We start from the raw sequence: 24,083 nt of genomic DNA on the forward strand, positions 1-24,083 counted from the left end.
GGGAGGCCGTTAGCCTCCCGCCCCCCTTTTTCATTCGATCACCGGATGATGCCGCACGGAGTCGCGCGGCATATGCCCTGCCAGCCGCGGATCATCGTCGACCTCGACGCTGCGCTTGAAGACCGTGAACCCCGAGCGCTGATAGAATTCAGGGGCGCTCTGATGATCGAGCGTGCAGGTGTGTACCCAGAAGCGCGAAATCGGCTGGGCCCAGGCCCGTTCCAGCGCCCGATTCATCAACCAGCGGCCGGCTCCGCGGCCCAGCACGGTTTCGTCCAGCCCGAAAAAGCTGAGCTCTCCCTCTTCCGCCACGCGGAAATCAAGCTCCAGCAATCCAACGTCGCGGCCATCGGCCCGAACGGCGAAGAACTCGACGGCTGGATCCGCCAGGATCGCCTCGATCTCCGCCACGGGCTTGACCAGCCGGCTGAACCACATCCAGCGCTCACCGAGCACACGGTAGATCGCGAGATAGCGCGTGACATCGTCTCTCCCGATCGGCTCGAGGGAGAAGCCCGAAAGGCCGGGCGGATCGGCCCGCTTGGCCGGCGGCGCAAACATCTCGAGAGATGTGACGATCGCCGCGATCTTGCCGGGCGGAAGGTCGGTGATGCCGGTCAGGCTGATGGGAATGCTGTCGCTCATGATCCTGTCTGCGGTACGTTGGCCGTGAGGCAGACGCTCGAAGCCTGCGCCGTCGAGGCTGCCGGATATCGCCGCGATCATGACATGATCCCGGGTGAAAGATCAGTTCGTACGGTGCATGGCCCATTCCCACCTGGAGAAGCTGTGGCGCGCCGCTTCAAACGAATGAGGATTCTTTTCGATGACCAGACGTGTAAAGCTGAAGCTCGCCGCCGCTCTCTTCGGCATCGCGGCACTGGGCGGTGTCGCCGTTGCGCAGCAGCACCAGGGTCACGGCGCCATGCAGGGCTCGGCGACCGGCGTCGCGGACACGCCGGCGACAGCCGCCTACAAGGCGGTCAATGACAAGATGCACAAGGACATGGCGACCTCCTTCACCGGCGACGCCGATGCCGATTTCGTGCGTGGCATGATTCCGCATCATCAGGGCGCCATCGACATGGCCAAGGTCGTGCTTGCTCATGGCAAGGACCCGGAAATCAAGAAGCTGGCCACTGAGGTCATCTCCGCCCAGGAGAAGGAGATCGCCTTCATGCGGGACTGGCTGAAGAAAAACGGAAAATAGGCCGTCCGTGCGGCCTGGCGCGGGCAACGCCGCTTGCCCTCGCCCTCCCTCGCTGGCACACAGGCGAAGGTTCGCTCCGGCCGGCTATCCAGGCCTTCCCCTGCGCGCCGCGACACCGCCTTCGACGCCTCCTCGCAGCCTGCCGGTTTCATGAAACGCTATCTCGACTATCTCTGGCCGCTCATCGGTCTCGTCGCGGTCGTCTGGTCGGTCGAGTTGCTCTGGGACAAGCTCAAGGCCGAGGCCGGCACGGATGCCGCCGTCCAGGCATTGCTGGAGCAAGGAACCCTCTGGCAAAACATCAAGATCATTGCGGCCGGCATCGGCCAGAAGATCGCCTTGATCTCCCCGGACGCCTTCCTGCACGCAGCCCTCGCAACGCTCGTCGCTTACGCTGCGCTGGCCTGGTATGACCGCATTGCCTTGATCCATCTCGGCAAGGAGAAGGGCATCTCCTGGCCCTATATCGCGCTTTGTTCCTTCGTGACCTATGCGCTCTCGCACAATATCGGCGCCTCGGTCTTCTCGGGCGGCATGGTCCGGTTCCGCGCCTATACCGCGAAGGGCCTAACAACGGCCGATGTCGCGGTTCTGGTGGCGCTCTGCTCCTTCACCTTCGCCTTCGGAACCATTCTGCTGCTTGGGCTCGTCCTGATCGGGGAGCCTCAGATCCTGCGCCCGCTCGGCCGGCTTTCCCACTGGTTCACCCTCGGCGATGCGACTGCCCGGCTGATCGGCTTCGGGCTGCTCGCCTTCGTCGGGCTCTACACGGTCGGCTCCTGGCTGAAGTTCAGGCCGCTCAAGATCGGCAAGTTCGAGTTGATCTATCCCCGGCTGCCGGTAGTTGCGCGGCAATATCTCGCTGCGCCTCTGGAACTGATGGGTGCCGCCGGCATCATCTATTTCGCGCTGCCCGATCAGGGAAACCCCGGCTTCTTCATCGTGCTCGGCGCCTTCCTCCTTTCCTTCTCGGCCGGGCTACTCAGCCAGGTACCGGGCGGGGTCGGCGTGATGGAAGCGGTCTTCCTCGCGGTCATGCCGGGCGTGCCGGCACCGGCTGTCTTTGCGGCCCTGCTGATCTGGCGGCTGTTCTACCTGATCCTGCCGCTGGTGATTTCGCTGCCGATCGTGCTGGCCTTCGAGCGCAGCCAGCTCAGGAAGAACACCCGCATCGCACCCCCTCCCTGACAAGCATGATGCCGAACGCGGGAACCGGCTTTCGGGTAGCATCAGGCGCTAGACCATGGCCTCAGCGTCTGAGCGCGATCGCAGCTGCGCCGAACATCAACACCGCGCCGATTGCCTCGGACAGGCCGAATGGCTCGTGCAGCACGACAACTCCGGCTGTGACAGCGATGGCCGGGCTGACGAAGGCATAGAGCCCGGCATGGAAGGCGCCCCAGTCGCGCAGCAGCCGCATGTAGATGGTGAAGCCGATCAGCGAGCCGCCAATCACCAGGACGGCAACGGCGGGCCAGACCGGCCACTCTCCGAGCGCGCGCATATCAGCAAGCGTGACGGGCTCGACAGCGAACGAGACGGCCGCAAGGCCGAGCGCACCAATGACCGTCTGCCAGCCGGCCAATGTCAGCGTCGGCATGGTGCCGGCGATCCGCCGCGTCAACACGGCGCCGAAGCAGTAGAGCAACGTGCCAAAGGCCACGGCCGCCAGCCCCCAGATCTCCATCGGATCGCCATGCGCCGCGCTCCAGCCGCTGGAGGCGCGCGTCGCGAACAGAAAACAAAGCCCGATGAGCCCAAGCACGATGGCCGCGATGCGCTGGCCGGTGATCCGCTGCCCCTCGATCAAGCGGCTCGCGATCAGCGTATAGATCGGGATCGTCGCGAGATTGACGATGGCGGCGAGCCCCGACGGTGCATGCGCGGTCCCCCAGAACAGGAAGGTGTAGTTGCCGGTATTCACCAGGAGTGCGGTGATCAGCAGGCGCCGCCGCGCTGCGGGTGGAACGGCGAGAAGATCGCGCCCGGCCCAGAGCAGCATCAGGACACCAGCGATCGAGAACCGTGCCGCTGCAAGGAAGATCGGCGGAACATGGGCCGAGCCGATCTTGACCGGCAGGAAGGTCAGCCCCCAGACCAGACACATCAGGGCGAAGTAAAAGGCGTTGCGCGACATGCCCCGGTCCTTAGCGATGCGGAAACGGCAGGGCCAATGCCGGATTGGCGACGGCTGCAGGGGCGCGACGCAAGCGGGCGTCCTGCGCTTCCGCGCCGTCTGTCATGGGTTGCACTCTGAACGATCTACTATAGAAGAATCAACGCTATGATAATGGACGATTTGACGTCAAGGCTTGCCGAACGCATGCGCATCGAGCGGGAAAGCCGCGGCTGGAGCCTGAGCGATCTCGCCGACAAATCCGGGGTGTCCCGCGCGATGATCAGCAAGATCGAGCGGGGAGAAGCGAGCCCGACCGCTGTCCTCCTCGGCCGGCTTTCCGGCGCCTTCGGGTTGACCTTGTCGAACCTTCTGGCGCGAGCCGAGACGCCGAGCGAGTTTCTCCGACGCTGCGCGGATCAACCATTCTGGCGCGATCCCGAAACCGGCTTCACTCGGCGCGCCATTTCGCCGGCTGGCGAAGCGGGCATTGAGCTGGTCGATGCCGAGTTGCCGCCCAGTGCACGCATCTCGTATCCCGCAAGCTCCTACGCGTTCATCAGGCAGCAGATCTGGGTCCAGTCCGGCACGCTCGACTTTCGCGAAGGCGAGACGATGAAGCGTCTCCAGGCTGGCGACTGCCTTGAGCTGGGGGCGCCCAGCGATTGCAGCTTCTGCAATCCCGGACCGGAACCGGTGCGCTATCTCGTTGTCGTCGTGCGCCGCTGAAGCCGGCTCAGACGCTTCCAACCGTCTTCAGCCGGACGCGGGGATGGATTTCCCCCTGCGACAGTACGGGTGTCTCGCGGCGGAAGCGCTCGATGATCTGGCGCACGAACGGTCGTGCCATGCCGGAGGTGACCAGCGCCGGCATCTCGCCGATACGCGCCGCGTCCTCGAACTTGTCGCGGACCTGATGCACGAATTCCTGCAGGCGCGAGGGCTGCATGGCCAGATGCCGGTCCTCGCCCTGGCCGACGATCGACTCGGCAAAGATGCTCTCCCAGGCCGGCGAGAGCGTGATGATCGGCAAATGCCCCTGCTGGTTCGAGAACTGGGCACAGATCTGCCGGGCCAGCCGCACCCGGACATGTTCGGCGATGTCGCGCGGGTTCTTGATGCCGCCGGCGACTTCGGCGATGCCTTCGACGACGGTGGCGAGATCGCGGATCGAGATGCGCTCCGCGAGCAGCAGCTGCAGCACGCGCTGGATTCCCGTGGTCGAGATCTGGCTCGGCACGATCTCCTTGACGAGGTCGGCATGGTCCTTGGGCAATTCGCGCAGCAGTTTCTGCACTTCGCCATGCGAGAGCAGCTCCGGCATATGCGACTTCAGCACTTCGGTCAGATGCGTCGAGATCACCGTGGCGGCATCGACCACGGTGAAGCCGCGCAGCTGCGCCTCATCCTGCAGTGACGCGTCGATCCAGGTGGCAGGCAGGCCGAAGGTCGGCTCCAGCACGTTGTGGCCGGGCAGATTCACGCTGCCGCCCATCGGGTCCATGGCCATGAACTGGCCGGCATAGACGATGCCGTGCCCCGCATCGATCTCCTTGATCTTGATGTAGTAGTGGTTCGCTTCGAGCTGGACGTTGTCAACGATGCGCACCGCCGGCATCACGAAACCGAGCTCGGCAGCGAGCTGGCGGCGCAGTGCCCGGACCTGATCGGTCAGCCGATCCTGCCCGCCCGCCGCGTTGACCAGCGGCAGCAGCCCGTAGCCGATCTCGATCTTGAGCTCGTCGAGCTTGAGCAGATCGTTGAGCGTCTCCTCCTTCGGCGTGCCATCGGCGGCAAGCGGCGATGCAGCCTGCGCAGCCTCCGCCACCTGAACTTCCCGTGCCTTGGCGATCTGACCGAAATGGCGCGCGAGCCAGGCCGAACCACCGGCGAGCAGCAGGAAGGGCAGCATCGGGATACCGGGCAGGATTGCGATCAGCAGCATTACCGCCGCCGACATGCCGAGCGCCTTCGGGTACCCTGAGAGCTGCCTGCCGAGCGCCTTGTCGGCGGCGCCGCGCACGCCTGACTTGGAGACCAGAAGGCCGGCCGCCGTCGAGACGATCAGGGCCGGAATCTGGCTGACGAGGCCATCGCCGACGGTCAGCTGCGTATAGGCGCGCGCCGCATCCCCGAAGCCCATGCCCTGCTGCGCGACGCCGATGATGATGCCGCCGAGGACGTTGATGAAGGTGATCAGCAAGCCGGCGATGGCGTCGCCGCGCACGAATTTCGAGGCACCGTCCATCGAACCGAAGAAGTTGGCCTCGTCCTCCAGCGCCTTGCGGCGCTCCTTGGCGACGTCCTGATCGATGAGACCGGCCGAGAGATCGGCGTCGATCGCCATCTGCTTGCCGGGCATGGCATCCAGGGCGAAGCGCGCCGCAACTTCGGCGATGCGGCCCGAACCTTTGGTGATGACCACGAAATTGACGATGATCAGGATGGTGAAGACGATCACCCCGATCACGAAATTGCCGCTCATCACGAAATTGCCGAAGGCTTCGATGACGTGGCCAGCGGCGGCACTGCCTTCGTGGCCGTGAGCGAGGATCAGGCGCGTCGAGGCGAGATTGAGCGCCAGCCGCAGCATCGTGACGATCAGCAGCACTGTCGGAAAAGCCGAGAATTCCAGCGGCTCCTCGATGAAGAGCGCCGTCATCAGCACCAGTACGGACAGGATGATCGACAAGGCCAGGAGCAGGTCGAGCAGCAGTGCCGGCAGCGGGAAGATGAGCACCACGAGGATGCCCATGACGCCGATGGCGAGGAACAGGTCGGGCCGGTTGAGGAAATTCCCCATGGCGCCGCCGCTGGGCATCTTGAAACCGCCACCGGCGCCCGCCGCTACATCCGTCATCGACCAGTCCACTCCCCGTCGCGACGCGGCCGTCAGGCAACCATGCCCCTCCAGCTTCCGCGACGATACCCGGCAATTCTTGCCGGGTTCATGGTGAATGAATGGTTAAGCCGACCAGAAAATCGGGCCGTGGAACCCCTTCCTGAATGGATCGTTATTGAACTGCCGCGTTCTGGCCCCATTCGACCGAACAACTCGCGAGCGGGGTCGACATACTGGCTTTCCGGCCGACTTGATTGGAGATCTTCGTGGATAGACGTTCCTTTGTTTTGAGCCTTTTCGGTGGCCTCGCAGCGGCCGGCCTTGGCGGGACCGCCATTGCCCAGGCAGCGACGGGCAAGACCACCCCGACGCCGGAGATATTGCCTGCCAACGAATTGAATGCCGCAACCAAGGCCGCGCTTGACCGTGCCGATGCCGATTTCAGTCAGGTGGTGGTCCGCGAACGCACCGTCGTTCGGCGGCCTCGTCCAGCCTACCGGCGTCCGGTCGTGGTACGCGAGCGTGTGGTCGTGCGCCGCCCCGCCCCGCGCTATCGCCGCCCCGTGGTGGTGCGCCGGAATGTGATCGTGCGCTGAGACGTAGGATTTGCGGAAGGCGGTGCCGAAGGGCGCCTCCTTCTTCGTATGAGGCGAAGCCGTGAGGCACGCCAGACGATGAGGGAGGATCGCCATGTCGCCGCACGAAGCGGCTCTGCCCGCGGTCATCGCGACGGATATCCCGGCCCGGCTCGATCGCCTGCCATGGTCGCGCTTTCACACGCTGGTCGTGGTGGCTCTCGGGATCACCTGGATCCTGGATGGGCTGGAAGTGACCCTTGCCGGATCGGTCTCGGGGGCACTGAAGGAAAGTCCGGCGCTCCGCTTCACCAATACGGAAATCGGCCTTGCCGGCGCCGCCTATATCGCCGGCGCCGTCTTCGGCGCCCTGTTCTTCGGCTGGCTGACCGACAGGCTCGGCCGCAAGCGCCTCTTCAGCATCACCGTTCTTGTCTACCTCGCAGCCACGGCCGCGACGGCGTTCTCTTGGAGCGTCACGAGCTTCCTGATCTTCCGCTTCTTCACCGGTATGGGAATCGGCGGTGAATACACGGCGATCAACTCGACCATTCAGGAACTGGTGCCGGCGCGCGTGCGCGGGTGGGTCGATCTCGTCATCAACGGCTCGTTCTGGGTCGGAGCAGCCTTGGGCGCAATCGGAGCGATCGTCCTGCTCGACCCGGCCACCATCAATCCCGAACTCGGCTGGCGGCTCGCGTTCTTCATCGGCGCGGCGCTTGGCCTGATCATTCTCATCCTGCGGCGCTGGATCCCTGAAAGCCCGCGCTGGCTGATCAGCCATGGCCGCGCAGAGGAAGCGGCTGCGATCGTGATCCGCATCGAGACGCAAGCCGGCGTCAGCTACAGCGCCAGTGAAGGCCTGGCGCAGATCCGCCTGCGACCACGACCGGCGACGCCACTTGGCGAGGTCTTTCATTCCCTCTTCGTGACACATCGCCAGCGAGCGCTCGTCGGGCTGGCGCTGATGGTCGCGCAGGCCTTCTTCTACAATGCGATCTTCTTCACCTACGCGTTGATCCTGACCGATTTCTACCAGGTGCCTTCGCATCTGATCGGTTGGTTCATCCTGCCCTTCGCCGCCGGCAATTTCCTGGGTCCGCTCCTGATCGGGCGGCTCTTCGATACGCTGGGCCGGCGCACCATGATCGCGGCGACCTATGCTCTGTCGGCGCTTCTGCTGGCCGGCACCGGCTATCTGTTCGCGCGTAATCTGGTGACGGCCTCCCAGCTCACGCTGTGCTGGAGCGTCGTGTTCTTCTTCGCATCCGCCGCCGCAAGTTCGGCCTATCTGACGGTCAGCGAGACGTTCCCCGTCGAGATGCGCGCGCTTGCCATCGCGGTCTTCTACGCCATCGGCACCGGCGCGGGTGGCATTGCCGGCCCCTGGCTGTTCGGTGCCCTGATCGACACCGGATCGCGGGCAAGCGTCTTCGGCGGCTACCTGTTTGGCGCGGCCCTCATGCTGGCTGCTGCCGTCATTGCAGCGCTCTACGCAGTCAGGGCTGAACGCCGGCCGCTGGAAAGCGTCGCCCGGCCCTTGAATGCCGCGGATTGAGCCCGCCGGACGACCTGGCCGATGCGGGAGGGAGCGCGATCGGTTGGAACAATGCGCTGCGACAAGCGTTAGCATCTGGCACCATTTCGGGGATGCCGAAAGGGTGGCCGAAACCCTGTCTGGAGGACGCCGTGGATAGACGTTCGTTCATGATGACCCTGTTCGGCGGCATGGCTATGGCCAGCCTTGGCGGGATGGCTGGCGCCGCAGCGGCCGAGCCCAAGCTCATTCCCACCCCTGAACCGGCCGAGGGTGAAGGCAAGCTTGCCGCCGAAGCCAGCGAAACGCTGGACAAGGCGGACGCCGAGTACAGTTATTATTACAGGCGGCGCTATTATGGGTATCGCCGCCCCTATTACCGCCCGAGGTACTATTACCGACCGCGGTATTATCGCCCTCGATATTATTACCGCCCGCGGTATTATCGACCCTATTACCGCCGTCGGTACTATTACTGACCCTCTCTTCGGGATTTCGCCCTGGGTCAGGCGACGCTGACGCGCGCCTGTCCCGGCTCGGCAACCGCAATACCGGCCGAGGTATATTCGCCGAGCTTGTTGCGGAGCGTGCGGATCGAGATTCCGAGGATCTTGGCCGCATGCGTGCGGTTTCCGAGACAGTGGTCCAGCGTATCCAGGATGAGGTCGCGCTCGACATCGGCAACAGTCCGGCCCACCAGGCCGCGTGTCACGGCCTCAGCGGTCTGAACGACACGGCTTGCGACGTCGTGACCTGACGACGGACCAAGCGACTCGCCTTCCGGGGTCACCATCGCATCGGGTCCGATCTCCGTGCCCTGGGCCAGCAGGACCGCGCGGTGAACCGTGTTCTCGAGCTCCCGCACATTGCCTCGCCAGCCATTGGCCAACAGTGCCTTGCGGGCATCGGCCGCGATCGGACGCAGGGGCATACCGTTGATCTCGGCATATTTCTTGGCGAAATGATCCGCCAGCACAAGGATATCGCCCGGCCGCTCGCGCAAGGCGGGAAGCCGCAGATGCACGACGTTCAGGCGATAGAACAGGTCTTCGCGAAAGGAGCCTTCGCGAACCGCTTCGCCGAGATTCCGGTTCGAGGTCGCGATGATCCGGAGATCGACCTTCACAGGCTGCGAGCCGCCGACGCGGTCGATCATCCGTTCCTGAAGCGCGCGCAGCAGTTTCGCCTGCAGGCGGACATCCATCTCGGAAATCTCGTCGAGCAGGAGTGTGCCGCCATGAGCCTCCTCGAACTTTCCGATGCGCCGTGCGATCGCACCGGTAAAGGCGCCCTTCTCATGGCCGAACAGTTCCGATTCMAGCAGATTGTCGGGAATTGCCGCGCAATTCACGGCAACGAAGGGCTTGTCCTTGCGCAGCGACTTCTGATGCAGGTGGCGTGCAATGACCTCCTTGCCGGTGCCGCTCTCTCCGGTCACCAGAACAGGCGCCTCCGAGCGCGCAATCTGGCCGGCGAGCTGCACCACGCGCTCCATGGCCGGATCACGCCAGATCAGGCTGGACTGGTCGGCAGCGACGGCTTCCAGCACCGCCGCGATCAGCTCCGGATCAGGCGGCAGCGGCACATATTCGCGCGCGCCGGCCTGGATCGCGGCAACTGCCGCACGGGCATCGGTCGAGGTACCGCAGGCAACGATCGGCGTGCGGATGCGCTCGCTCTCCAAAGCCGCGACAAACTGCGCGATCGGCTGGGCGACATCGATCATCAGCAGGTCGGCGCCCTTGGCGCGCAACACCGCCAGGGTCTGATCGAGGCCGTCAGTATGGGTCACGGCGGCGCCATGCGAGATGGCGATCTTGGCCGCAGCGATGATCTGTCCCTTGAGACCGCCGACAATGATGAGGCGCATGGCTCAGGCCTTTCCGGATGAGTGCGTAACAGGCCGGGCGAACATCACCGGTCGGCCTTAATGATTTCGGTCATCGTGACGCCCAGGCGATCCTCGACGACGACGACCTCGCCGCGCGCAACCAGGCGCTCATTGACGAAGATGTCGATCGCCTCGCCGACGCGCCGGTCGAGCTCAAGCACCGCCCCCGGGCCGATCTGAAGCAGATCGCCGACCGCGATGCGCGAGGAGCCGAGCACGGCAGAGACCGTGACGGGAACGTCGAAGACCTGTTCGAGATCCTCGGCGGTCTTGATCGGCACGGGCCCGGAGCGAGCGACAGAGGCCGCGTTGTGGTCGAATGAGAGATCGGCCGGGCTCAGCGGCGGCAGGTTCAGATCGTTCTCCTGGCTCATAGCGATCCTCCCTGGGTGGCGTTGGACTGGGGCATATGGCCGAAGATGCTGCGCACGGCCTCTTCGACCTTCTGCCCGATCAAGGCGCTGTCGATGGCCATGCCGCCATCGGCCCATTCGATGCGGCCATCGCCCGGCCCGATATCGGATTGTCCCAGGACGACGAGGCGGCCGGCAAAGCCGGTTTCGCGGGCGAGCCCCGCGAGCATGCTCTCCATCGTCTCGACCGCGCTCTCGTGGACACGCACCACCAGATGCGGGGCGAGACGGGCGTGGCTCAGGCATTCGCGCACCACAGCTTCGATCCTCGCGAGCGGCCGCTCGGCCAAGGCCGCGCCGGCGAGGGTCTGCGCCGTCACGATGGCGACCTGGGCGGCCTGTTCCTCGATGGCGAAGGCACGCTTGTCCTCCTCGACGAGCAGGCGCTCGACCGATCGCACGAGATGGGCAAGCAGCCCGTTCAGCTGCGCGTCGGCCTCGCGCCGGCCCTGCTCCTGCCCGGCGGCAAACCCTTCCGAGCGCGCCGCCGCCAGATCCGCTTCGCTGACGGCACGCCGGTTGCCCTCGCGAAAATCGGTTCCGAACATGAATTTCTTGGCGGTGCTCATCGTCAGTAGACCAACTCGTCTTCGGAATTGCCCTTGGACAGAACGATCTCGCCCTTGTCGGCAAGGTCCTTCGTCAGGGTCACCATCTTGGTTTGGGCCTCATCGACCTCCTTCAGCCGGAGCGGCCCGAGGCTTTGCATGTCGTCTTGCATGTTCTTGGCGGCGCGCTGCGACATGGCGCCAAAGAAGAAGGCGCGCATGTCCTCGCTGGCGCCCTTCAGGGCCCGGGCCAGCACATCCTTGTCGACCTGCCGCATCAGGGTCTGCAGCCCGGCCTGGTCAAGCTTGGCGAGATCCTCGAAGGTGAACATCAGGGCGCGGATACGCGTTGCCGATTCCTGGTTGGACTCGTCAAGCGCCGACATGAAACGGATCTCGGTCTGGCGGTCGAAGCCGTTGAAGATCTCGGCCATCATCTCGTGCGGATCACGCCTGCGCGTCTGCGTCAGGGTCGCGACGAATTCCGAGCGCAGTGTGTTCTCGATGTGGTCGAGCGCTTCCTTCTGGACCGACTCCATCCGCAGCATGCGGGCGACCACTTCGATCGAAAGTTCGTTCGGAAGGTTGCGCAGGACATTGGCGGAATGCTCGGGCCGGATACGCGACAGGATCACGGCGATGGTTTGCGGGTACTCGTTCTTCAGGAAATTGGCGAGCACGACAGCGTCGATATTGCCGAGCTTCTGCCACATGTTTCGCCCGGCCGGACCGCGGATCTCCTCCATGATCAGCGCAACCTGATCGGAGGGCAGGATCTTCTCGAGCAGCGAAATGGTGCGGTCGAAGGAGCCGGTGATCGCGCCCGCGCTTGAGAGCTTGCTGACGAAATCCAGCATCAGCCGCTCGACCATGTCGGAATCGACCGTTCCGAGCTCGGCCATCGCGCGGGTGATGATGCGGATCTCTTCGTCGTCGAACTCCTGCCAGATGGGTCGGCCGTGATCCTCGCCGAGCACCAGCAGAATGACGGCAGCCCGCTGCGGCCCGCTCATACCCGCATAATTCATCGGCACCGGCGCGGGATCGTAGTCGGAGGCATCGCCTCCGTCGCTTCCGGAATTGCGTGTCGCGATGGATCGGGTTGCTGCCATGTCTCAGAGCCCCGTCACGCCGGCGCTTTTTCGTGAATCCAGCCGCGCAGCACCGCGACCGTATCGGCGGGATTCTGCGTGACCATTGCCCCGATCTTCTCGACCGACTGCGCCTTGAGCTGGCCCTTGATCTGCGCGATCGCCAGCATCCGCTCGGACGGCGCCTCGACCTCGACGGCCGTCACTTCTCCATTGGGGCCAATGACCCGCGGGCTCGCAGGGTCGCCTGTCCCATCCTCCTGGATCATTGCCACGCCGTTGCGCATGAAAGTCGGGATCGGGCGCACCGACTTGTCGCTTGCCAGCACCTGCTTCAGCAGCGGACGCACCACCACCATCAGCACGATCAGGGTCAGCAGCGAGATGACGCCCATCTCGAAGAGCCGAATGACGTCCTCCCGGGTGAAGGACATCAGCTGTTGCATCATCGTCTGCTCGGTGAGGTCGGCAACGGCCGGAGGAGCCTCGGCAAAGCGCAGATTGACGACCTCGACCTTGTCGCCGCGGGCCTGGTCGAAGCCAACAGCGGTGCGAACCAGCTGGTTGATGCGCTCAAGCTCTTCCGGGCTGCGCTGCTGATAGCCGAGTTCGCTGCCCTGGCCACGGGTATAGCTGCCATCGACCAGCACCGCGACGGAGAGCTTCTTGACCCTCCCACCCTCGAGGACCTCGGTCCGAGTCGTGCGCGAGATCTCGTAGTTCACCACCTCTTCGTTTTTGGCGGAGACATCGCGCTGGTTCTGGGCGTTCTGCCCCTGCTGCTGCGCGCCGGGCAACTCGTTGCCGACGGTGACGGCGCCGTTCTGCGCCTCGTTGGTGGCGGAATTCTCGGTACGATTCTGGCTGGACCGGATGACCTTGCTCTCGGGATCGAAGGTCTCGGACCGGCTCTCGATGCGATTGCTGTCAAGCGTGGCCGAAACCTGCACGCGCGCCCGCCCCTGGCCGACGATGCTCGCGACGATGTCCTCGATCTGTGTCTTGATCCGCTTCTCGATCGCGGTCTGCCGCTCGTCGAGCCCGAGCCCGGCCAGCCCCTGCTCACCCTGGGCGCCATCGGCCAGCAGCCGGCCGCGCTCGTCGACGATCGAGACGCGCTCCGGCTTCAGGCCGTCGACGGCGGAGGCCACGAGGTGACGAACCGCACGAACCTGGGCCGGATCGAGTTCGCCTGCGAGCTTCAGCGCGATCGAGGCGCGCGGGGGTTCGCGATCACGCTCGAACAGGCGCTTCTCCGGGATGACGAGGTGGACGCGCGCCGCCTGCACCCGGCCGATCGAGCGGATGGTCCGCGACAGCTCGCCTTCGAGCGCCCGCAGATGGTTGATGTTCTGGACGAAGCTGGTCGACGAGAAGGCATCGCCCTTGTCGAAGATCTCGTAGCCGACGCCGCCGCCGGAGGGGATGCCCTTGCCGGCAAGGTCCAGTCGCAGGCGCGGCACATCCGTCTTGGCGACCAGCACCGTCTGACCGTCGCTGCGCAGTTCGTATTTGATGCCCCGGGTATCGAGATCCTTCAGGATGGCGTTCACATCCTGGGTCGACAGATCCGAAAACAGCACGCTCATGGCGGGCTGAGACATCTTCAGCATGACGAAGCCGAAGAAGCCGACGAGTGCGAGCGTGACGGCCAGCATCGCCGCCAGCCGGGCCGCTCCGAATTTCGTAAACTGCTCGACGATCCCGTTCACGCCGTCATCCGTTTCACAACCCCGTCAGAGCAACGCGCGCAACGCCGCTCACTAGGCAAGTTTTTCCCAGTGCATGGTTAGCAACCCGTTAATTTCCGGGAGCGGGCTGTAAAGAATGCTGTTGATGGGCCTGTGTCTCGGCAGCCGTCGCCCGCCTCGCGGGCCGGCGTTCAGGAGCCCAGACCGGGCAAATCCCGTTTCCTCCGACCCCGATTATCGTCTAGACAGCACGCAACGTCGGAGGAGAACCGAGTGGCAGGCCAAGGCGAGCATCACGAATTCCGCTCCGGACACGGGGCTGTCGAGGGATCGAGCGATCGCTCGTTCGGGTTCGTCTTCACCGGCGTGTTTGCGCTGCTGGCCCTCTATAATGGCTGGCACCACGGCCGAGCGTGGCCATGGCTCGCCGGAATCGCCGCGGTCTTTCTCGGGATCACGCTGGTGCGCGCTTCGCTGCTCGCACCTTTGAACAAGCTGTGGACCCGCTTCGGACTGCTGCTCGCCAGCGTCGTCAACCCGATCGTCCTCGGACTTCTGTTCTTCGTCGTCTTCACGCCGATCGGCCTGCTGGCCCGGCTTCTCGGCAAGGATTTCCTGAGACTTCGGCGCAAGCCTGAAGTCGCGAGCTACTGGGTCCACCGCGATCCGCCGGGACCAGAGCCGCTCTCGATGAAAGATCAATTCTAATGGGACAGCACTGATGTCGTTTCTGAGAGAGTTCTTCCGCTTCATGAAGGCCCGGAAGAAGTTCTGGCTGATCCCGATCCTGCTGATCAGCCTGTTGTTCGGCGGCCTGCTCGTGCTGACGCATGGCAGCGCTGTGGCGCCCTTCGTCTACACCCTGTTCTGATCGGGCCCGCATGCGCGTTCTGGGGATCTCGGGTCTGTATCACGACAGCGCCGCCGCGCTCGTCGTCGATGGCACCATCGCGGCCGCCGCTCAGGAGGAGCGCTTCACCCGCAAGAAGCACGATGCCGATTTTCCGCATCGCGCGGTCGAGTACTGCCTCTCGGTTGCCGGCTGCGGATTGGACGAACTCGACGCGGTCGTCTTCTACGACAAGCCCTTCATCAAGTTCGAGCGACTTCTAGAGACCTATCTCGCTTTCGCCCCGCGCGGCTTCAGCTCGTTCCGCATGGCGATGCCGCTCTGGCTGCGTGAAAAGCTGTTCCAGAAGCACATCATCGGCAAGGAACTGCGCAAGATCGCGCTCGGCTTCGATGCCGAGAAACTGCTCTTCACCGAGCACCATCTCTCGCACGCGGCCTCGGCCTTCTACCCCTCACCTTTCGAGGACGCGGCCGTCCTGACCATGGATGGCGTCGGCGAATGGGCGACGATGACGCTCGCCATCGGCAAGGGCAGCGATCTCAAGATCCATAAGGAGCTGCACTTCCCGCATTCGCTCGGGCTGCTCTATTCGGCCATCACCTATTACATCGGCTTCAAGGTCAATTCCGGCGAGTACAAGGTCATGGGCCTCGCGCCCTATGGCGAGCCGCGCTACGCTGCCCTGATGCTCGAAAAACTGGTGGATCTGAAGCCGGACGGCAGTTTCCAGCTCGATCAGAGCTATTTCAACTACGCCACCGGCCTGACCATGACGAACGAGCGCTTCGCCGCGTTGTTTGGTCAGCCGGTGCGTGCGCCCGAACAGTTGTTGACCCAGTTTCACATGGACATGGCTGCCTCGATCCAGGCGGTGACCGAGGAGATCGTGCTCCGCCTCGCCCGTTCGGTGCGGGCCGAAACCGGCCAGAAGAACCTGTGCCTGGCGGGTGGCGTCGCGCTGAACTGCGTCGCCAATGGCAAGCTCCTGCGTGAGGGTGTCTTCGACGGCCTCTGGATCCAACCGGCGGCCGGCGATGCTGGCGGGGCGCTTGGCGCAGCGCTTGCCGGCTATCACCTTTTCGGTGGCCACCCGCGAAGGCTCAATCCAGGCGGCGGGGATTCAATGCTGGGCAGCTATCTCGGCCCCAGCTTCGCGCAAGCCGAGATCGAGGCCGAATTGACGACTGCCGGCGCGCGCTTCGAGGTTCTTGGTGACGACGCCCTGATCGAGGCCACCGCGCAGGCGCTGGCCGAGGGCAAGGCGGTCGGCTGGATGCAAGGCCGCATGGAATTCGGTCCGCGCGCCCTCGGCGGCCGCTCGATCCTCGGTGATCCACGTTCGCCGGCGATGCAGAAGACGCTGAATCTCAAGGTCAAGTACCGCGAGAGCTTCCGCCCCTTCGCGCCATCGGTGCTGCGCGAGGATGTCGGGACCTGGTTCGAGCTCGATACGGACTCGCCCTATATGCTGCTCGTCGCCGATGTGCGCAAAGAGCGCCGCCGCGACATGACCGAAGCCGAGAAGGCCCTCTTCGGCATCGACAAGCTCAACGTGCCGCGCTCCGACATTCCGGCCGTGACCCATGTCGATTATTCCGCACGCATCCAGACGGTGCATGAGGATACCAACCCGCGCTATCATGCGCTGCTCAGCCGCTTCAAGGATCTGACCGGCTGCCCGGTTCTGGTCAACACGAGCTTCAACGTGCGCGGCGAGCCCATCATCTGCAACGCCACCGACGCCTTCCGCTGCTTCATGGGGTCGGAGATCGAGGTCCTCGTCGCCGGCAACTGCATCCTCCGCAAGGAGGTGCAGGATCCCGGCCTCAAGCTCGATTACAAGGAAGCCTTCGAGCTCGACTGAAACGCAAAAGGCGCGCCTCGCAGCGCGCCCTTTGTGCCCGGACAGGACCGATCTGGCAAAGCGCGAGCGCTCCGCTCCACCGGTTTACTGACGATAATGCTGGATGCGCGTGGTGCGCAGCCCGGCGAGCCCGTGCTGGTCGATCGACATCTGCCAGCTCAGGAACTCGTCGACAGTCAGGGTATAGCGCTGGCAGGCCTCTTCAAGGCTGAGCAGGCCACCGCGCACGGCAGCAACCACCTCAGCCTTACGCCGGATGACCCAGCGGCGCGTATTCATTGGCGGAAGATCGGCAATCGTCAGCGGACTTCCGTCCGGGCCGATCACATACTTCACCCGCGGTCGCAACGGCTCGGTCATGATACACTCACACAACTCAACAGACCTAGTTGTGTTGACCTTAAGACCGCGGCTTTAAGAATTGCCTAAAGCGATAGCGCCGGATTTCGGTATCGGCACGAATGCTCACTGCCCCCGCACCACGGTCTTCACCTTGTCGATCGGAACGCTGATGGTGCCGATCTTGAGCATCGGGATCGAGCTGGTGAAGTCGACGCCGTCGACCACACCGCTGATCTGGGTCTTGGCGGTCATCGCCTGCCCGGTGGTGTCCTTGGCATCGATGCTGATGGTGTAATCGCCCTCAGGCGCATTCACGCCGGTCGAGGTCTTGCCGTCCCACTTGTAGGTCTGGTCGCCCGCATCGAGGTTTCTGGTCAAGGTCTGGACGACGCTACCGGTGGAATTCTTGATGGTGATGGTCGCGGAACCGCCCCTCGGGGCGTTGATCTTCCATGAGGCGGCGCCGTCCTTCAGCCGCGCCGTCGTGCCCTCGGCCGTAATGGTCGCGCCGATGAAGCCCACCGCATTGGTCGCCGTACTGGCGGCGCTGAGGCCGAGCAGCGAGCCCAACGTCTCGTTGGTCTTGAGTTGCTGCTCGACGCCGGCGAACTGCACAAGCTGCGCCGTGAACTGGTTGGTGTCGAGCGGGTCGAGCGGACTTTGGTTCTTGAGCTGGGTCGTCAGCAGCGTCAGGAACTGATCGAAATTATTGGCGATCGAGCTCCCGCCGCCGCTGACATTGGTAGCGGAGCCAGTGCCGGTGCTCGATGAGGTGTTGGAAACGGTCATGATCCGCCCCTTCAGATGCTGAGGTCGACGCCGCCGAGCCTGACGAGGCGGCGGATGGGCGCGGGCTGCGCCGGAATGGCTGAGGCATCGCCGAGCTCGGCGGCGTCAGGCTGGATGCGGGCACGGCGCGGCGCCTCGTCATCCTGCCGCTGCTGGCGGAAACCGGGCTGATCGTTCGGATCGCGCAATGTGATGTCGACGCCGCTATCCGAGGGTTTGAGACCGGCCTGCTCGAAGGCACGCTCAAGCGTCCGCGCATCGCGCTGAAGCAGGTGCAGGGTCTCCACACGGTCGACGACCAGTTTTGCACTGACCTCGCCCTTCTCGGAGATCTCGAGATTGACGTCGACGCGGCCAAGTTCAGGCGGGTCAAGCCGAATATCGAAGCGCTTGCTGCCGGCAAGGGCACGCAGACCGATCTCGATCGGGACGACATGGAGCGGTGTCGGCTGGCCGTCAGCCATGCCGCGATGCATGCCGGCCGAAGGCTGCTGCGCCGCCTTGGCCGGGTCGATATCAGGCAGACCGGCAATGCCCTCCGGTTTGCCGGAAGGCGGCGCCACAACCGCGGACAGCTCGATCGGCACCGGAGCCTGCTGCACGGCCTCAACCGGCTTGAACAGGTCGGCGAGCGTCTGTCCCGCGGCGACTGTGGTATTGGCCGGGCCGGTCGCAGTTTCCTTTGATGCGGCGACCGTCGGTCCCGCATGCGGTTTCTCCGCCGGCTTGCCGGTCTCGTCGCCTTCGGAGGTCGACGCGGCAGCATCGATTGCGGAAACAGCAGCCATGACAGGCGCCTCGGCAGCCGGGGCGGCTGTCACAATGATCTGGGTCGGCATAGCTGCCTGCGCCATCCCGGCGGGAATCCCCTGAGCCGCCTTCGTCCCACCTGGAACGGCTTCATTGCCGATGCCTGCCGCAGAGATGTCGCCGCCGACCAACGGCAGAGCAACGACAACCGGGATGGCCGCCGCCGTGGGAATTGGCATCACGACAGCGGCCTCGACAGGCTTGTCAGCGGAGGCGGCTTCCTTTGGCTCGGATTCCGTCGAATTTTCTTCGGCACTAGGTTTGCCCGCGACGGCGGCCTTGCCGGCGGCGGCCTGTTCGGCAACGACAATGGCGACGAGCGCGCCGATATCCGGCTTGGGCTGGGTCGCGGTCTGGGCTGCCTCATTGGCCTCCGCCGCCGGCACCACCGCGGTGGTCCCCTTGAGCAGCACCGCGGGCTGCATCGCCCCCAGCGCGGAGGCGGCTGCCTTCTGCTCCTGTGTCGCACTGGCCTTGCCGCTTGCCTCCGGCTTCATCGCCGCAGCGTCGTCCTTCGCCGCGGCCGGCACCTCCTGGTCGCCGCCGCCCTCAGGCAGGCTGAATGGCGCGGCCGCACCATCGGAGCCGCGCTCTGGCGCACGGCGGCGCGACGCAGCCTGCTCGGCATTGGGCGAGGCGACTGAGGAGGAGACGGCAGACATCAGGTAAATCCGGACCGCGGGCAGGAACATGCCCAGGCCGCGAGCAGCAAGTCTCGCGCCAGGACGCCGTTCCTTTGTTTTCAAGGCGGTAGCAGCCATGCCCAGGCCGTTCGCGGCAAGATTCGCCTTGCCCTCTCCGGTGAGGCGGCAGGATTTGCCGATCGCTCACTGGCCCGCCACTGTCAAAGCCGGTATAGAACCGCCACATAGTCGCCTTCGCCAGGATGATCCCGCTCGCCATGACCTCCCCCCTCAACTCCCTCGACATCGCCAAGCCGCCCGCGGCGACGCGCGTCGTCGCGGCGATGTCCGGAGGCGTGGACTCGTCCGTGGTGGCCGCCCTGCTCAAGCGCGAAGGCTATGATGTCGTCGGCGTGACCCTGCAGCTCTACGATCACGGAGCCGCTGTCCATCGGGCCGGGGCCTGCTGCGCGGGACAGGACATTCATGACGCCCGCCGCGTCGCCGAGACGATCGGCATCCCGCATTATGTTCTCGATTATGAGAGCCGCTTCCGCGACGCCGTGATCGAGCGCTTTGCCGAGAGCTATCTCGCCGGCGAGACGCCCATTCCCTGCGTCGAGTGCAATCGCACCGTCAAGTTCCGCGACCTGCTCGGGCTCGCCCGCGAACTCGGCGCCGATGCGCTGGCGACGGGACACTATGTCGTCAGCCGGGCCCTTGGCAACGGCCATCGCGGCCTCTTTCGCGCCGCGGACGAAGCCCGCGACCAGAGCTATTTCCTTTATGCGACGACGCAGGATCAGCTCGACCTGCTGCGTTTCCCGCTGGGCGAAATCGACAAGGCTCAGACCCGCGCCCTTGCCGCCGAGCTCGGCCTGGCCATCGCCGACAAGCCAGACAGCCAGGACATCTGCTTCGTGCCGAATGGCCGCTATGCCGACGTCATCGAACGGCTAAAGCCCGGTGCTGCGCGCCCCGGCGACATCGTCCATCTCGATGGACGCGTGTTGGGCCGCCATGAAGGTGTCCTTCGCTACACTGTCGGACAGCGCAAGGGGCTGGGGATCAGCACGACGGAACCGCTCTATGTGCTGAGGCTCGATGCCGAACAGGCGCGCGTGGTCGTCGGACCGCGCGAGGCTCTCGGCGTGCGTGAAGTCCGGCTGCGCGATCTCAACTGGATCGGCGATGTCGCACTGGACGCCCTGCCGCCTGAAGGCCTCGATGTGGCGGTGCGTGTCCGCTCGACCCGCGCCCCGCGCGAAGCCCGGCTGCTGCGTGACGATTCCGGCCTCATCATCGTGCTCGCGGGCGAGGAGGAAGGCGTCTCTCCCGGCCAGGCCTGCGTGATCTACGACCATGCCGGATCCGGTGCGCGTGTCCTGGGTGGCGGCACCATCATCTCGCCTGCAGCCCAGGCTGCGGCTGCCCGGCTCGAGCTTGCCCTCGCAGCCTCGTGACTGCGGCTCCACCTCCCCCACCCACGCCACTCCGATCCAGTCGAGCTGCCCTATGCCTGTGACCTATGACCTCGAAGGCCAGAAGCGGGTCTATGCCACCTGGGCAAAGTTCTACGACAAGGTCTATTTGCGGCTGCTCGCCCGCGCCCAGCGCGAAGCCGTTGCGGCCGCGTGTGCCTGTGGCCCCGATATTCTCGAAATCGGCGTCGGCACCGGCCTGACGCTTGCCTATTTCACGCCGGACCGCCGTGTGCTTGGCGCCGATCTCTCGCTCGACATGCTGAAAGTGGCCAACCGCAAGGTCGCCAGTCAGGGACTGAAGCATGTGAAGGGGCTGATGGTGATGGACGCCTGCCGCCTCGGCTTCGGCGACGAGCGCTTCGATGCTGTGACGGCGCAGTTCGTCATCACGCTGGTGCCAAACCCCGAACAGGCACTCGATGAAATGGACCGCGTCCTGAAGCCCGGTGGCGAGATCATCATCTCAAGCCGATTGGTCGACGACAGTGCGCTGACAGCGCCGCTCTGGGCCGCGCTCGCGCCGATCGCCAAGGCGATCGGCTGGAGCACGGATTTCAAGGTCCGTCGGCTGACGGATTGGGCCGCGCGGACAGGCCGCTACGACACCGTCCATGTCGGCAAGGGCTACTTCAAGGTCGTCAGACTGAGAAAGCGCCCGGCAAAGGCCTGAAGCCCGGCCAAGCGCAGTCACTCAGCGAAAGCTGCGCTCAGCGATACTTGCTGGAGGAGGCCGGCGCGTTCGCCGCTTGCGGCGCAAAGCCGAAGCAGCCCTTCTGCACCATATTCGGATCGTTCTGCTCAGCCATCCTCTGGCAGAAGCTCAGACGCGTGCAGTAATCGGCGGCAATCCCCATGCCCGAGCCGAGCACGCCGAACTGGGTCTTGTAGGCGCAGGATTGCTGCCAGGGTTCGGCAGCCTGCACCGCGGCGGGAGTGATCATCACAAAGGGCGCGGTCACCAGCGATAGCACAGCTGCGGCAGCGAGCAGGCTCCTTCGGGCGAGCAGCTTCAAACCCATCGAGAAGCTGAACTGTTCTTGTACGAGCGAGCTCATATGCGAGGACTCCTGGATCATGGCCTCGCGAGCGACAGCGCACTGCGGCAACGGCAGCAACATGCAGCCCAGCCAGCGATGACCAACATTTGTACCCCTTTCATGTGAGCTAGGCATGGCCTGGCCGGGATCAAGCGCCCCGTCATTGCAGAAGTGCATGGCAGACCCCGAACAATTGCCATGTCTGCCTCCGGGGAAGCCGCCCGCATCTGTGTAAAGGATGTGAAGCATGCACCAGCAGGCTTGACGGCTCCCTGCTGCGCCCCCTATATCCGCGCCATCGCAAGCCGCTGGCGCCATTGTCGCTGGTCTTGGGGCGGGGTAGCTCAGCTGGTTAGAGCAGCGGAATCATAATCCGCGTGTCGGGGGTTCGAGTCCCTCTCCCGCTACCATCCCAAAGCATACTCCATTCGGATAGGCGGCTTTGCCGATCAGATCGTTGAGCCGGCCGGTGATAGTGATCGAGATGCCGTCGCTTATCGTCTTGTCGCGGTAGACCGTGACGCTTTCCACAAGGCTGCGGATGATCTCGATACCCTCCCCGTCGCCGGCCTTAACCCGGCCGAGAGTGCAGACTGCATCTGTCCGAGCTGCTGCTCATAGCGCTCAAGAACCTGCGGATGCAGCGCCACCGTCTTCGGCGGCTCGGCGATTGTTTCGAGTTCGGCCTGCAACGCACGCTGCTCATTGGCTGCCCGCTTCTGGTCGTCGCTCGCCTTCTGCTAATCGCCCCATTCGTTGATCAGCATGTCCATGGTGCGCCGGACGATCTTTTCCTTCTCGGCGATTTGCCGCTCGATCGTGGCGCGACGAAGGATCGCGTCGCTTGCGAGGCGCTGTCGCTCCTGGTGATAGGTGCGGACATATTCGGCCATGACCACCGGCGCGCGCATCTCGCCCTGCAGGCCGGCGAGCGCCGCGCGCTCGACCACGTCGAGATAGAACGTCTTCGGATCCGGACAGATGCCGCTCTCTGTCGCGGCCGAGCAGCGGATCCGGGTGTGGCCCGATTTGTCGACCCCGCAACGCGCCAGTCCGGATCCGCATGAGCCGCAGCGCAACAGCCCAGAAAACAAATAGCGCGGCGCCGGTTTGCCTTGCGCATGCTCGATCGAGCGATCGGCCTTGCGTGCCTGCACCTTGTCCCACAGTTCGCGGTCGACCAGGGTCAGATCCGGCCGATCGACGCTCTGCCATTCGCTCTCGGCATTCGGGCGCGAGACGCGCCGACCATTGGCCGGGTCCTTCACCATCCGGACCTTGCTCCAGACGATGCGGCCGGCATAGAGCTCGTTCAGCAGGATGCCCGAACCGCGGCGGCCATTGCCGTTGATCGTCGAGGCGTTCCACGCCCAGCCCCGCGGCGGTGCGATGCCATCCCGGTTCAGCTCGTTGGCAATGCTGCGCGGCGCCTTGCCGGCGGCGTAGTGGGTGAATAGCCGCGGCTAATCCACGTAGGGATTGGCTGCGAGCCATTCCTCCAGGGCGTCGACGATCCTGGTCAGTTCGGCCTCTTCCGGCGTATCCTCAAGGCATCCGGTCAGGCCCTGGACGTGCTCGATCGCGCGGGCGACGTCCGTGGCGCAGCGGCAGCGGCAGATCGGACATGCTGGCTAGCCTCTTGTTTTGGTGTACCGACGCATGGCCACGAAAGCTCTCTCAGCGCGCGGCGTCGATCAAACTGCGGGCTATCTGCCTTGCGATCGTCTGAGCTTCCGAGCTCGTCCACTTGTGAGCGGGGCTTACCATTCGCATCCCTGCATCTTCTTCGAAGGAAACAAAGGCCAGCACGCGCTCGCGAGCGTCCATTACCCGATAGCATGACTGATTGCGCTTGATGCGGAGGGGGAGCCGGAACGGGATCATGCCGGATTTCAGAAGGGGATTTGGAGGCGGTTCAACGGCTCTGGAACCGGACAAGGTTCGAATATGAGCGGCGGCATGTGGTCCTCCTCCCAGCAGAAGGCCGCATAGTCGAGCTCCGCCCATTCGTTGGCTTCGGGGCTTCCAGGGCGCGCGTCCTCGATCTCGGCCACGCGCTGCCGAGCCGCCAACCATTCCAGGGTATCGGTGATGGCCATCGCGCCCCGCATCGTCAGTGCCGCGTCGCCTCGTTGTCATTGAACCCGACGCACCTTGCCTCGCGGAGCCAGTGCCAAGGGTCGCCAGCGGATTGCTCGACCAGCCAGAGCTGCGGCTTGCCGTCGCCCGGCAGGAAGAAGGCGTAGTCCTCGCCATTCGCCAGGCGATAGGGCGGATCGAAAACAACCAGCTTCTGCACCTCGCCGATGTTCAATTGGACCCGGCTCAACTCGAAATTCCCGCCGCGGGCGATGATCTGCTCGGCCT

The 24,083-nt window shown here is 64.6% G+C and carries 26 protein-coding genes, 1 tRNA gene and 1 pseudogene; 12 read left to right on the top strand and 16 right to left on the bottom strand.

Annotated elements, in window-relative coordinates:
• Positions 1 to 30: 30 nt before the first annotated feature.
• Entirely contained in the window at positions 31 to 726 is a 696-nt protein-coding gene (locus AC1DW9_RS01990; RefSeq protein WP_476768089.1) for a GNAT family N-acetyltransferase, read from the bottom strand.
• Between the two features lie 100 nt (positions 727 to 826).
• Between AC1DW9_RS01990 and copM the strand changes: the two genes are divergently transcribed.
• On the top strand, positions 827 to 1,210 hold the full coding sequence (gene copM / locus AC1DW9_RS01995; protein WP_441489560.1) for a CopM family metallochaperone: 384 nt from the start codon (positions 827 to 829) through the stop codon (positions 1,208 to 1,210).
• A 150-nt stretch (positions 1,211 to 1,360) separates the two neighbouring features.
• A complete protein-coding gene (locus tag AC1DW9_RS02000) occupies positions 1,361 to 2,398 on the top strand; it encodes a lysylphosphatidylglycerol synthase transmembrane domain-containing protein (protein WP_441489561.1) in 1,038 nt (345 codons plus the stop codon).
• Between the two features lie 61 nt (positions 2,399 to 2,459).
• Here AC1DW9_RS02000 and AC1DW9_RS02005 read toward each other — a convergent pair whose 3' ends face one another.
• The gene (locus AC1DW9_RS02005) at positions 2,460 to 3,347 is read right to left on the bottom strand and encodes a DMT family transporter (RefSeq protein ID WP_476768091.1); all 888 of its coding nucleotides are present in this window, start codon (positions 3,345 to 3,347) and stop codon (positions 2,460 to 2,462) included.
• 153 nt (positions 3,348 to 3,500) lie between these two features.
• Here AC1DW9_RS02005 and AC1DW9_RS02010 point away from each other — a divergent pair, with 153 nt between their 5' ends.
• On the top strand, positions 3,501 to 4,055 hold the full coding sequence (locus tag AC1DW9_RS02010; RefSeq protein ID WP_476775243.1) for a helix-turn-helix domain-containing protein: 555 nt from the start codon (positions 3,501 to 3,503) through the stop codon (positions 4,053 to 4,055).
• A 7-nt stretch (positions 4,056 to 4,062) separates the two neighbouring features.
• Here AC1DW9_RS02010 and flhA read toward each other — a convergent pair whose 3' ends face one another.
• Positions 4,063 to 6,147 (bottom strand): flagellar biosynthesis protein FlhA, encoded by a 2,085-nt coding sequence (gene flhA / locus AC1DW9_RS02015; protein ID WP_476768100.1) that lies wholly within the window; start codon positions 6,145 to 6,147, stop codon positions 4,063 to 4,065.
• 287 nt (positions 6,148 to 6,434) lie between these two features.
• Here flhA and AC1DW9_RS02020 point away from each other — a divergent pair, with 287 nt between their 5' ends.
• The 3 genes from AC1DW9_RS02020 to AC1DW9_RS02030 all read left to right on the top strand — a co-directional run bounded on the left by AC1DW9_RS02020 (position 6,435) and on the right by AC1DW9_RS02030 (position 8,759).
• On the top strand, positions 6,435 to 6,764 hold the full coding sequence (locus AC1DW9_RS02020; RefSeq protein ID WP_476824860.1) for a hypothetical protein: 330 nt from the start codon (positions 6,435 to 6,437) through the stop codon (positions 6,762 to 6,764).
• 94 nt (positions 6,765 to 6,858) lie between these two features.
• Entirely contained in the window at positions 6,859 to 8,301 is a 1,443-nt protein-coding gene (locus AC1DW9_RS02025) for an MFS transporter (protein WP_476775245.1), read from the top strand.
• 131 nt (positions 8,302 to 8,432) lie between these two features.
• Positions 8,433 to 8,759, top strand: coding sequence for a hypothetical protein (locus tag AC1DW9_RS02030; RefSeq protein WP_476775246.1), 327 nt, complete (start codon positions 8,433 to 8,435; stop codon positions 8,757 to 8,759).
• A 26-nt stretch (positions 8,760 to 8,785) separates the two neighbouring features.
• On the opposite strand, the gene flbD is transcribed toward AC1DW9_RS02030, so the two are convergent.
• From flbD to fliF, 5 genes are all read right to left on the bottom strand, one after another.
• On the bottom strand, positions 8,786 to 10,150 hold the full coding sequence (flbD, locus tag AC1DW9_RS02035; RefSeq protein ID WP_441489567.1) for a sigma-54-dependent transcriptional regulator FlbD: 1,365 nt from the start codon (positions 10,148 to 10,150) through the stop codon (positions 8,786 to 8,788).
• A 44-nt stretch (positions 10,151 to 10,194) separates the two neighbouring features.
• Positions 10,195 to 10,545: a flagellar motor switch protein FliN gene (fliN, locus tag AC1DW9_RS02040; RefSeq protein ID WP_113510893.1), complete on the bottom strand. Its 351-nt coding sequence runs from the start codon at positions 10,543 to 10,545 to the stop codon at positions 10,195 to 10,197.
• On the bottom strand, positions 10,542 to 11,153 hold the full coding sequence (locus AC1DW9_RS02045) for a FliH/SctL family protein (RefSeq protein WP_441489568.1): 612 nt from the start codon (positions 11,151 to 11,153) through the stop codon (positions 10,542 to 10,544). Before AC1DW9_RS02045 ends, fliN begins: the two co-directional genes overlap by 4 nt.
• A gap of 2 nt (positions 11,154 to 11,155) precedes the next feature.
• Positions 11,156 to 12,160 (bottom strand): flagellar motor switch protein FliG, encoded by a 1,005-nt coding sequence (gene fliG, locus AC1DW9_RS02050; protein WP_441477659.1) that lies wholly within the window; start codon positions 12,158 to 12,160, stop codon positions 11,156 to 11,158.
• 98 nt (positions 12,161 to 12,258) lie between these two features.
• Entirely contained in the window at positions 12,259 to 13,935 is a 1,677-nt protein-coding gene (gene fliF, locus AC1DW9_RS02055; protein ID WP_476775247.1) for a flagellar basal-body MS-ring/collar protein FliF, read from the bottom strand.
• A 252-nt stretch (positions 13,936 to 14,187) separates the two neighbouring features.
• Here fliF and AC1DW9_RS02060 point away from each other — a divergent pair, with 252 nt between their 5' ends.
• Genes AC1DW9_RS02060 through AC1DW9_RS02070 form a run of 3 tightly spaced genes read left to right on the top strand, consistent with a single transcriptional unit; the run spans position 14,188 to position 16,631 of the window.
• Positions 14,188 to 14,622, top strand: coding sequence for an SxtJ family membrane protein (locus AC1DW9_RS02060; RefSeq protein ID WP_441489570.1), 435 nt, complete (start codon positions 14,188 to 14,190; stop codon positions 14,620 to 14,622).
• 13 nt (positions 14,623 to 14,635) lie between these two features.
• Complete coding sequence (locus AC1DW9_RS02065; RefSeq protein ID WP_162835449.1) at positions 14,636 to 14,785, top strand: DUF5989 family protein; 150 nt, start codon at positions 14,636 to 14,638, stop codon at positions 14,783 to 14,785.
• Between the two features lie 10 nt (positions 14,786 to 14,795).
• Positions 14,796 to 16,631 carry a carbamoyltransferase family protein gene (locus tag AC1DW9_RS02070; RefSeq protein ID WP_476775248.1) on the top strand — a complete coding sequence of 612 codons (1,836 nt, stop codon included), beginning with the start codon at positions 14,796 to 14,798 and terminating at the stop codon, positions 16,629 to 16,631.
• A gap of 84 nt (positions 16,632 to 16,715) precedes the next feature.
• On the opposite strand, the gene sciP is transcribed toward AC1DW9_RS02070, so the two are convergent.
• The 3 genes from sciP to AC1DW9_RS02085 all read right to left on the bottom strand — a co-directional run bounded on the left by sciP (position 16,716) and on the right by AC1DW9_RS02085 (position 19,234).
• Positions 16,716 to 16,991 carry a CtrA inhibitor SciP gene (gene sciP / locus AC1DW9_RS02075; protein WP_038359348.1) on the bottom strand — a complete coding sequence of 92 codons (276 nt, stop codon included), beginning with the start codon at positions 16,989 to 16,991 and terminating at the stop codon, positions 16,716 to 16,718.
• A 105-nt stretch (positions 16,992 to 17,096) separates the two neighbouring features.
• On the bottom strand, positions 17,097 to 17,762 hold the full coding sequence (locus AC1DW9_RS02080; RefSeq protein WP_441489572.1) for a flagellar hook assembly protein FlgD: 666 nt from the start codon (positions 17,760 to 17,762) through the stop codon (positions 17,097 to 17,099).
• A gap of 11 nt (positions 17,763 to 17,773) precedes the next feature.
• Positions 17,774 to 19,234 (bottom strand): flagellar hook-length control protein FliK, encoded by a 1,461-nt coding sequence (locus tag AC1DW9_RS02085; RefSeq protein ID WP_476775249.1) that lies wholly within the window; start codon positions 19,232 to 19,234, stop codon positions 17,774 to 17,776.
• Between the two features lie 239 nt (positions 19,235 to 19,473).
• On the opposite strand from AC1DW9_RS02085, the gene mnmA reads away from it, so the two are divergent.
• Together mnmA and AC1DW9_RS02095 are read left to right on the top strand one after the other, a co-directional pair.
• Entirely contained in the window at positions 19,474 to 20,658 is a 1,185-nt protein-coding gene (gene mnmA, locus AC1DW9_RS02090; RefSeq protein ID WP_476769424.1) for a tRNA 2-thiouridine(34) synthase MnmA, read from the top strand.
• 52 nt (positions 20,659 to 20,710) lie between these two features.
• On the top strand, positions 20,711 to 21,349 hold the full coding sequence (locus AC1DW9_RS02095) for a class I SAM-dependent methyltransferase (RefSeq protein WP_441489575.1): 639 nt from the start codon (positions 20,711 to 20,713) through the stop codon (positions 21,347 to 21,349).
• A gap of 37 nt (positions 21,350 to 21,386) precedes the next feature.
• On the opposite strand, the gene AC1DW9_RS02100 is transcribed toward AC1DW9_RS02095, so the two are convergent.
• On the bottom strand, positions 21,387 to 21,734 hold the full coding sequence (locus tag AC1DW9_RS02100) for a hypothetical protein (protein ID WP_476831849.1): 348 nt from the start codon (positions 21,732 to 21,734) through the stop codon (positions 21,387 to 21,389).
• Positions 21,735 to 22,049: 315 nt separating this feature from the next.
• Between AC1DW9_RS02100 and AC1DW9_RS02105 the strand changes: the two genes are divergently transcribed.
• Positions 22,050 to 22,126, top strand: a tRNA-Met gene (locus AC1DW9_RS02105).
• A gap of 330 nt (positions 22,127 to 22,456) precedes the next feature.
• Here AC1DW9_RS02105 and AC1DW9_RS02110 read toward each other — a convergent pair.
• From AC1DW9_RS02110 to AC1DW9_RS02125, 4 genes and pseudogenes are all read right to left on the bottom strand, one after another.
• Positions 22,457 to 22,873 carry a recombinase zinc ribbon domain-containing protein gene (locus tag AC1DW9_RS02110; RefSeq protein ID WP_476775255.1) on the bottom strand — a complete coding sequence of 139 codons (417 nt, stop codon included), beginning with the start codon at positions 22,871 to 22,873 and terminating at the stop codon, positions 22,457 to 22,459.
• Positions 22,865 to 23,164: pseudogene (locus tag AC1DW9_RS02115) on the bottom strand (recombinase family protein); the annotation flags it as partial. The pseudogene AC1DW9_RS02115 and the gene AC1DW9_RS02110, both read right to left, overlap by 9 nt.
• Positions 23,165 to 23,608: 444 nt before the next feature.
• Positions 23,609 to 23,815, bottom strand: a complete 207-nt coding sequence (locus AC1DW9_RS02120) for a hypothetical protein (protein WP_476775251.1) — start codon at positions 23,813 to 23,815, stop codon at positions 23,609 to 23,611.
• A 14-nt stretch (positions 23,816 to 23,829) separates the two neighbouring features.
• On the bottom strand, positions 23,830 to 24,083 hold a 254-nt coding region (locus tag AC1DW9_RS02125), incomplete at its 5' end, for a hypothetical protein (protein ID WP_476855013.1).

The organism is Allobosea sp. P4_E12, from assembly GCF_056401655.1.

Coding starts and splice junctions, on each gene's coding strand:
- fliN (WP_113510893.1), bottom strand. CDS start 10,545: ATGAGCCAGGAGAACGATCTGAACCTGCCGCCGCTGAGCCCGGCCGAT.
- AC1DW9_RS02080 (WP_441489572.1), bottom strand. CDS start 17,762: ATGACCGTTTCCAACACCTCATCGAGCACCGGCACTGGCTCCGCTACC.
- AC1DW9_RS02095 (WP_441489575.1), top strand. CDS start 20,711: ATGCCTGTGACCTATGACCTCGAAGGCCAGAAGCGGGTCTATGCCACC.
- AC1DW9_RS02065 (WP_162835449.1), top strand. CDS start 14,636: ATGTCGTTTCTGAGAGAGTTCTTCCGCTTCATGAAGGCCCGGAAGAAG.
- AC1DW9_RS02000 (WP_441489561.1), top strand. CDS start 1,361: ATGAAACGCTATCTCGACTATCTCTGGCCGCTCATCGGTCTCGTCGCG.
- AC1DW9_RS02070 (WP_476775248.1), top strand. CDS start 14,796: ATGCGCGTTCTGGGGATCTCGGGTCTGTATCACGACAGCGCCGCCGCG.
- AC1DW9_RS02010 (WP_476775243.1), top strand. CDS start 3,501: ATGGACGATTTGACGTCAAGGCTTGCCGAACGCATGCGCATCGAGCGG.
- AC1DW9_RS02005 (WP_476768091.1), bottom strand. CDS start 3,347: ATGTCGCGCAACGCCTTTTACTTCGCCCTGATGTGTCTGGTCTGGGGG.
- AC1DW9_RS02045 (WP_441489568.1), bottom strand. CDS start 11,153: ATGAGCACCGCCAAGAAATTCATGTTCGGAACCGATTTTCGCGAGGGC.
- sciP (WP_038359348.1), bottom strand. CDS start 16,991: ATGACCGAGCCGTTGCGACCGCGGGTGAAGTATGTGATCGGCCCGGAC.
- copM (WP_441489560.1), top strand. CDS start 827: ATGACCAGACGTGTAAAGCTGAAGCTCGCCGCCGCTCTCTTCGGCATC.
- mnmA (WP_476769424.1), top strand. CDS start 19,474: ATGACCTCCCCCCTCAACTCCCTCGACATCGCCAAGCCGCCCGCGGCG.
- AC1DW9_RS02100 (WP_476831849.1), bottom strand. CDS start 21,734: ATGAGCTCGCTCGTACAAGAACAGTTCAGCTTCTCGATGGGTTTGAAG.
- fliG (WP_441477659.1), bottom strand. CDS start 12,160: ATGAATTATGCGGGTATGAGCGGGCCGCAGCGGGCTGCCGTCATTCTG.
- AC1DW9_RS02025 (WP_476775245.1), top strand. CDS start 6,859: ATGTCGCCGCACGAAGCGGCTCTGCCCGCGGTCATCGCGACGGATATC.
- AC1DW9_RS02120 (WP_476775251.1), bottom strand. CDS start 23,815: ATGGCCATCACCGATACCCTGGAATGGTTGGCGGCTCGGCAGCGCGTG.
- AC1DW9_RS02085 (WP_476775249.1), bottom strand. CDS start 19,234: ATGTCTGCCGTCTCCTCCTCAGTCGCCTCGCCCAATGCCGAGCAGGCT.
- flhA (WP_476768100.1), bottom strand. CDS start 6,147: ATGCCCAGCGGCGGCGCCATGGGGAATTTCCTCAACCGGCCCGACCTG.
- AC1DW9_RS01990 (WP_476768089.1), bottom strand. CDS start 726: ATGATCGCGGCGATATCCGGCAGCCTCGACGGCGCAGGCTTCGAGCGT.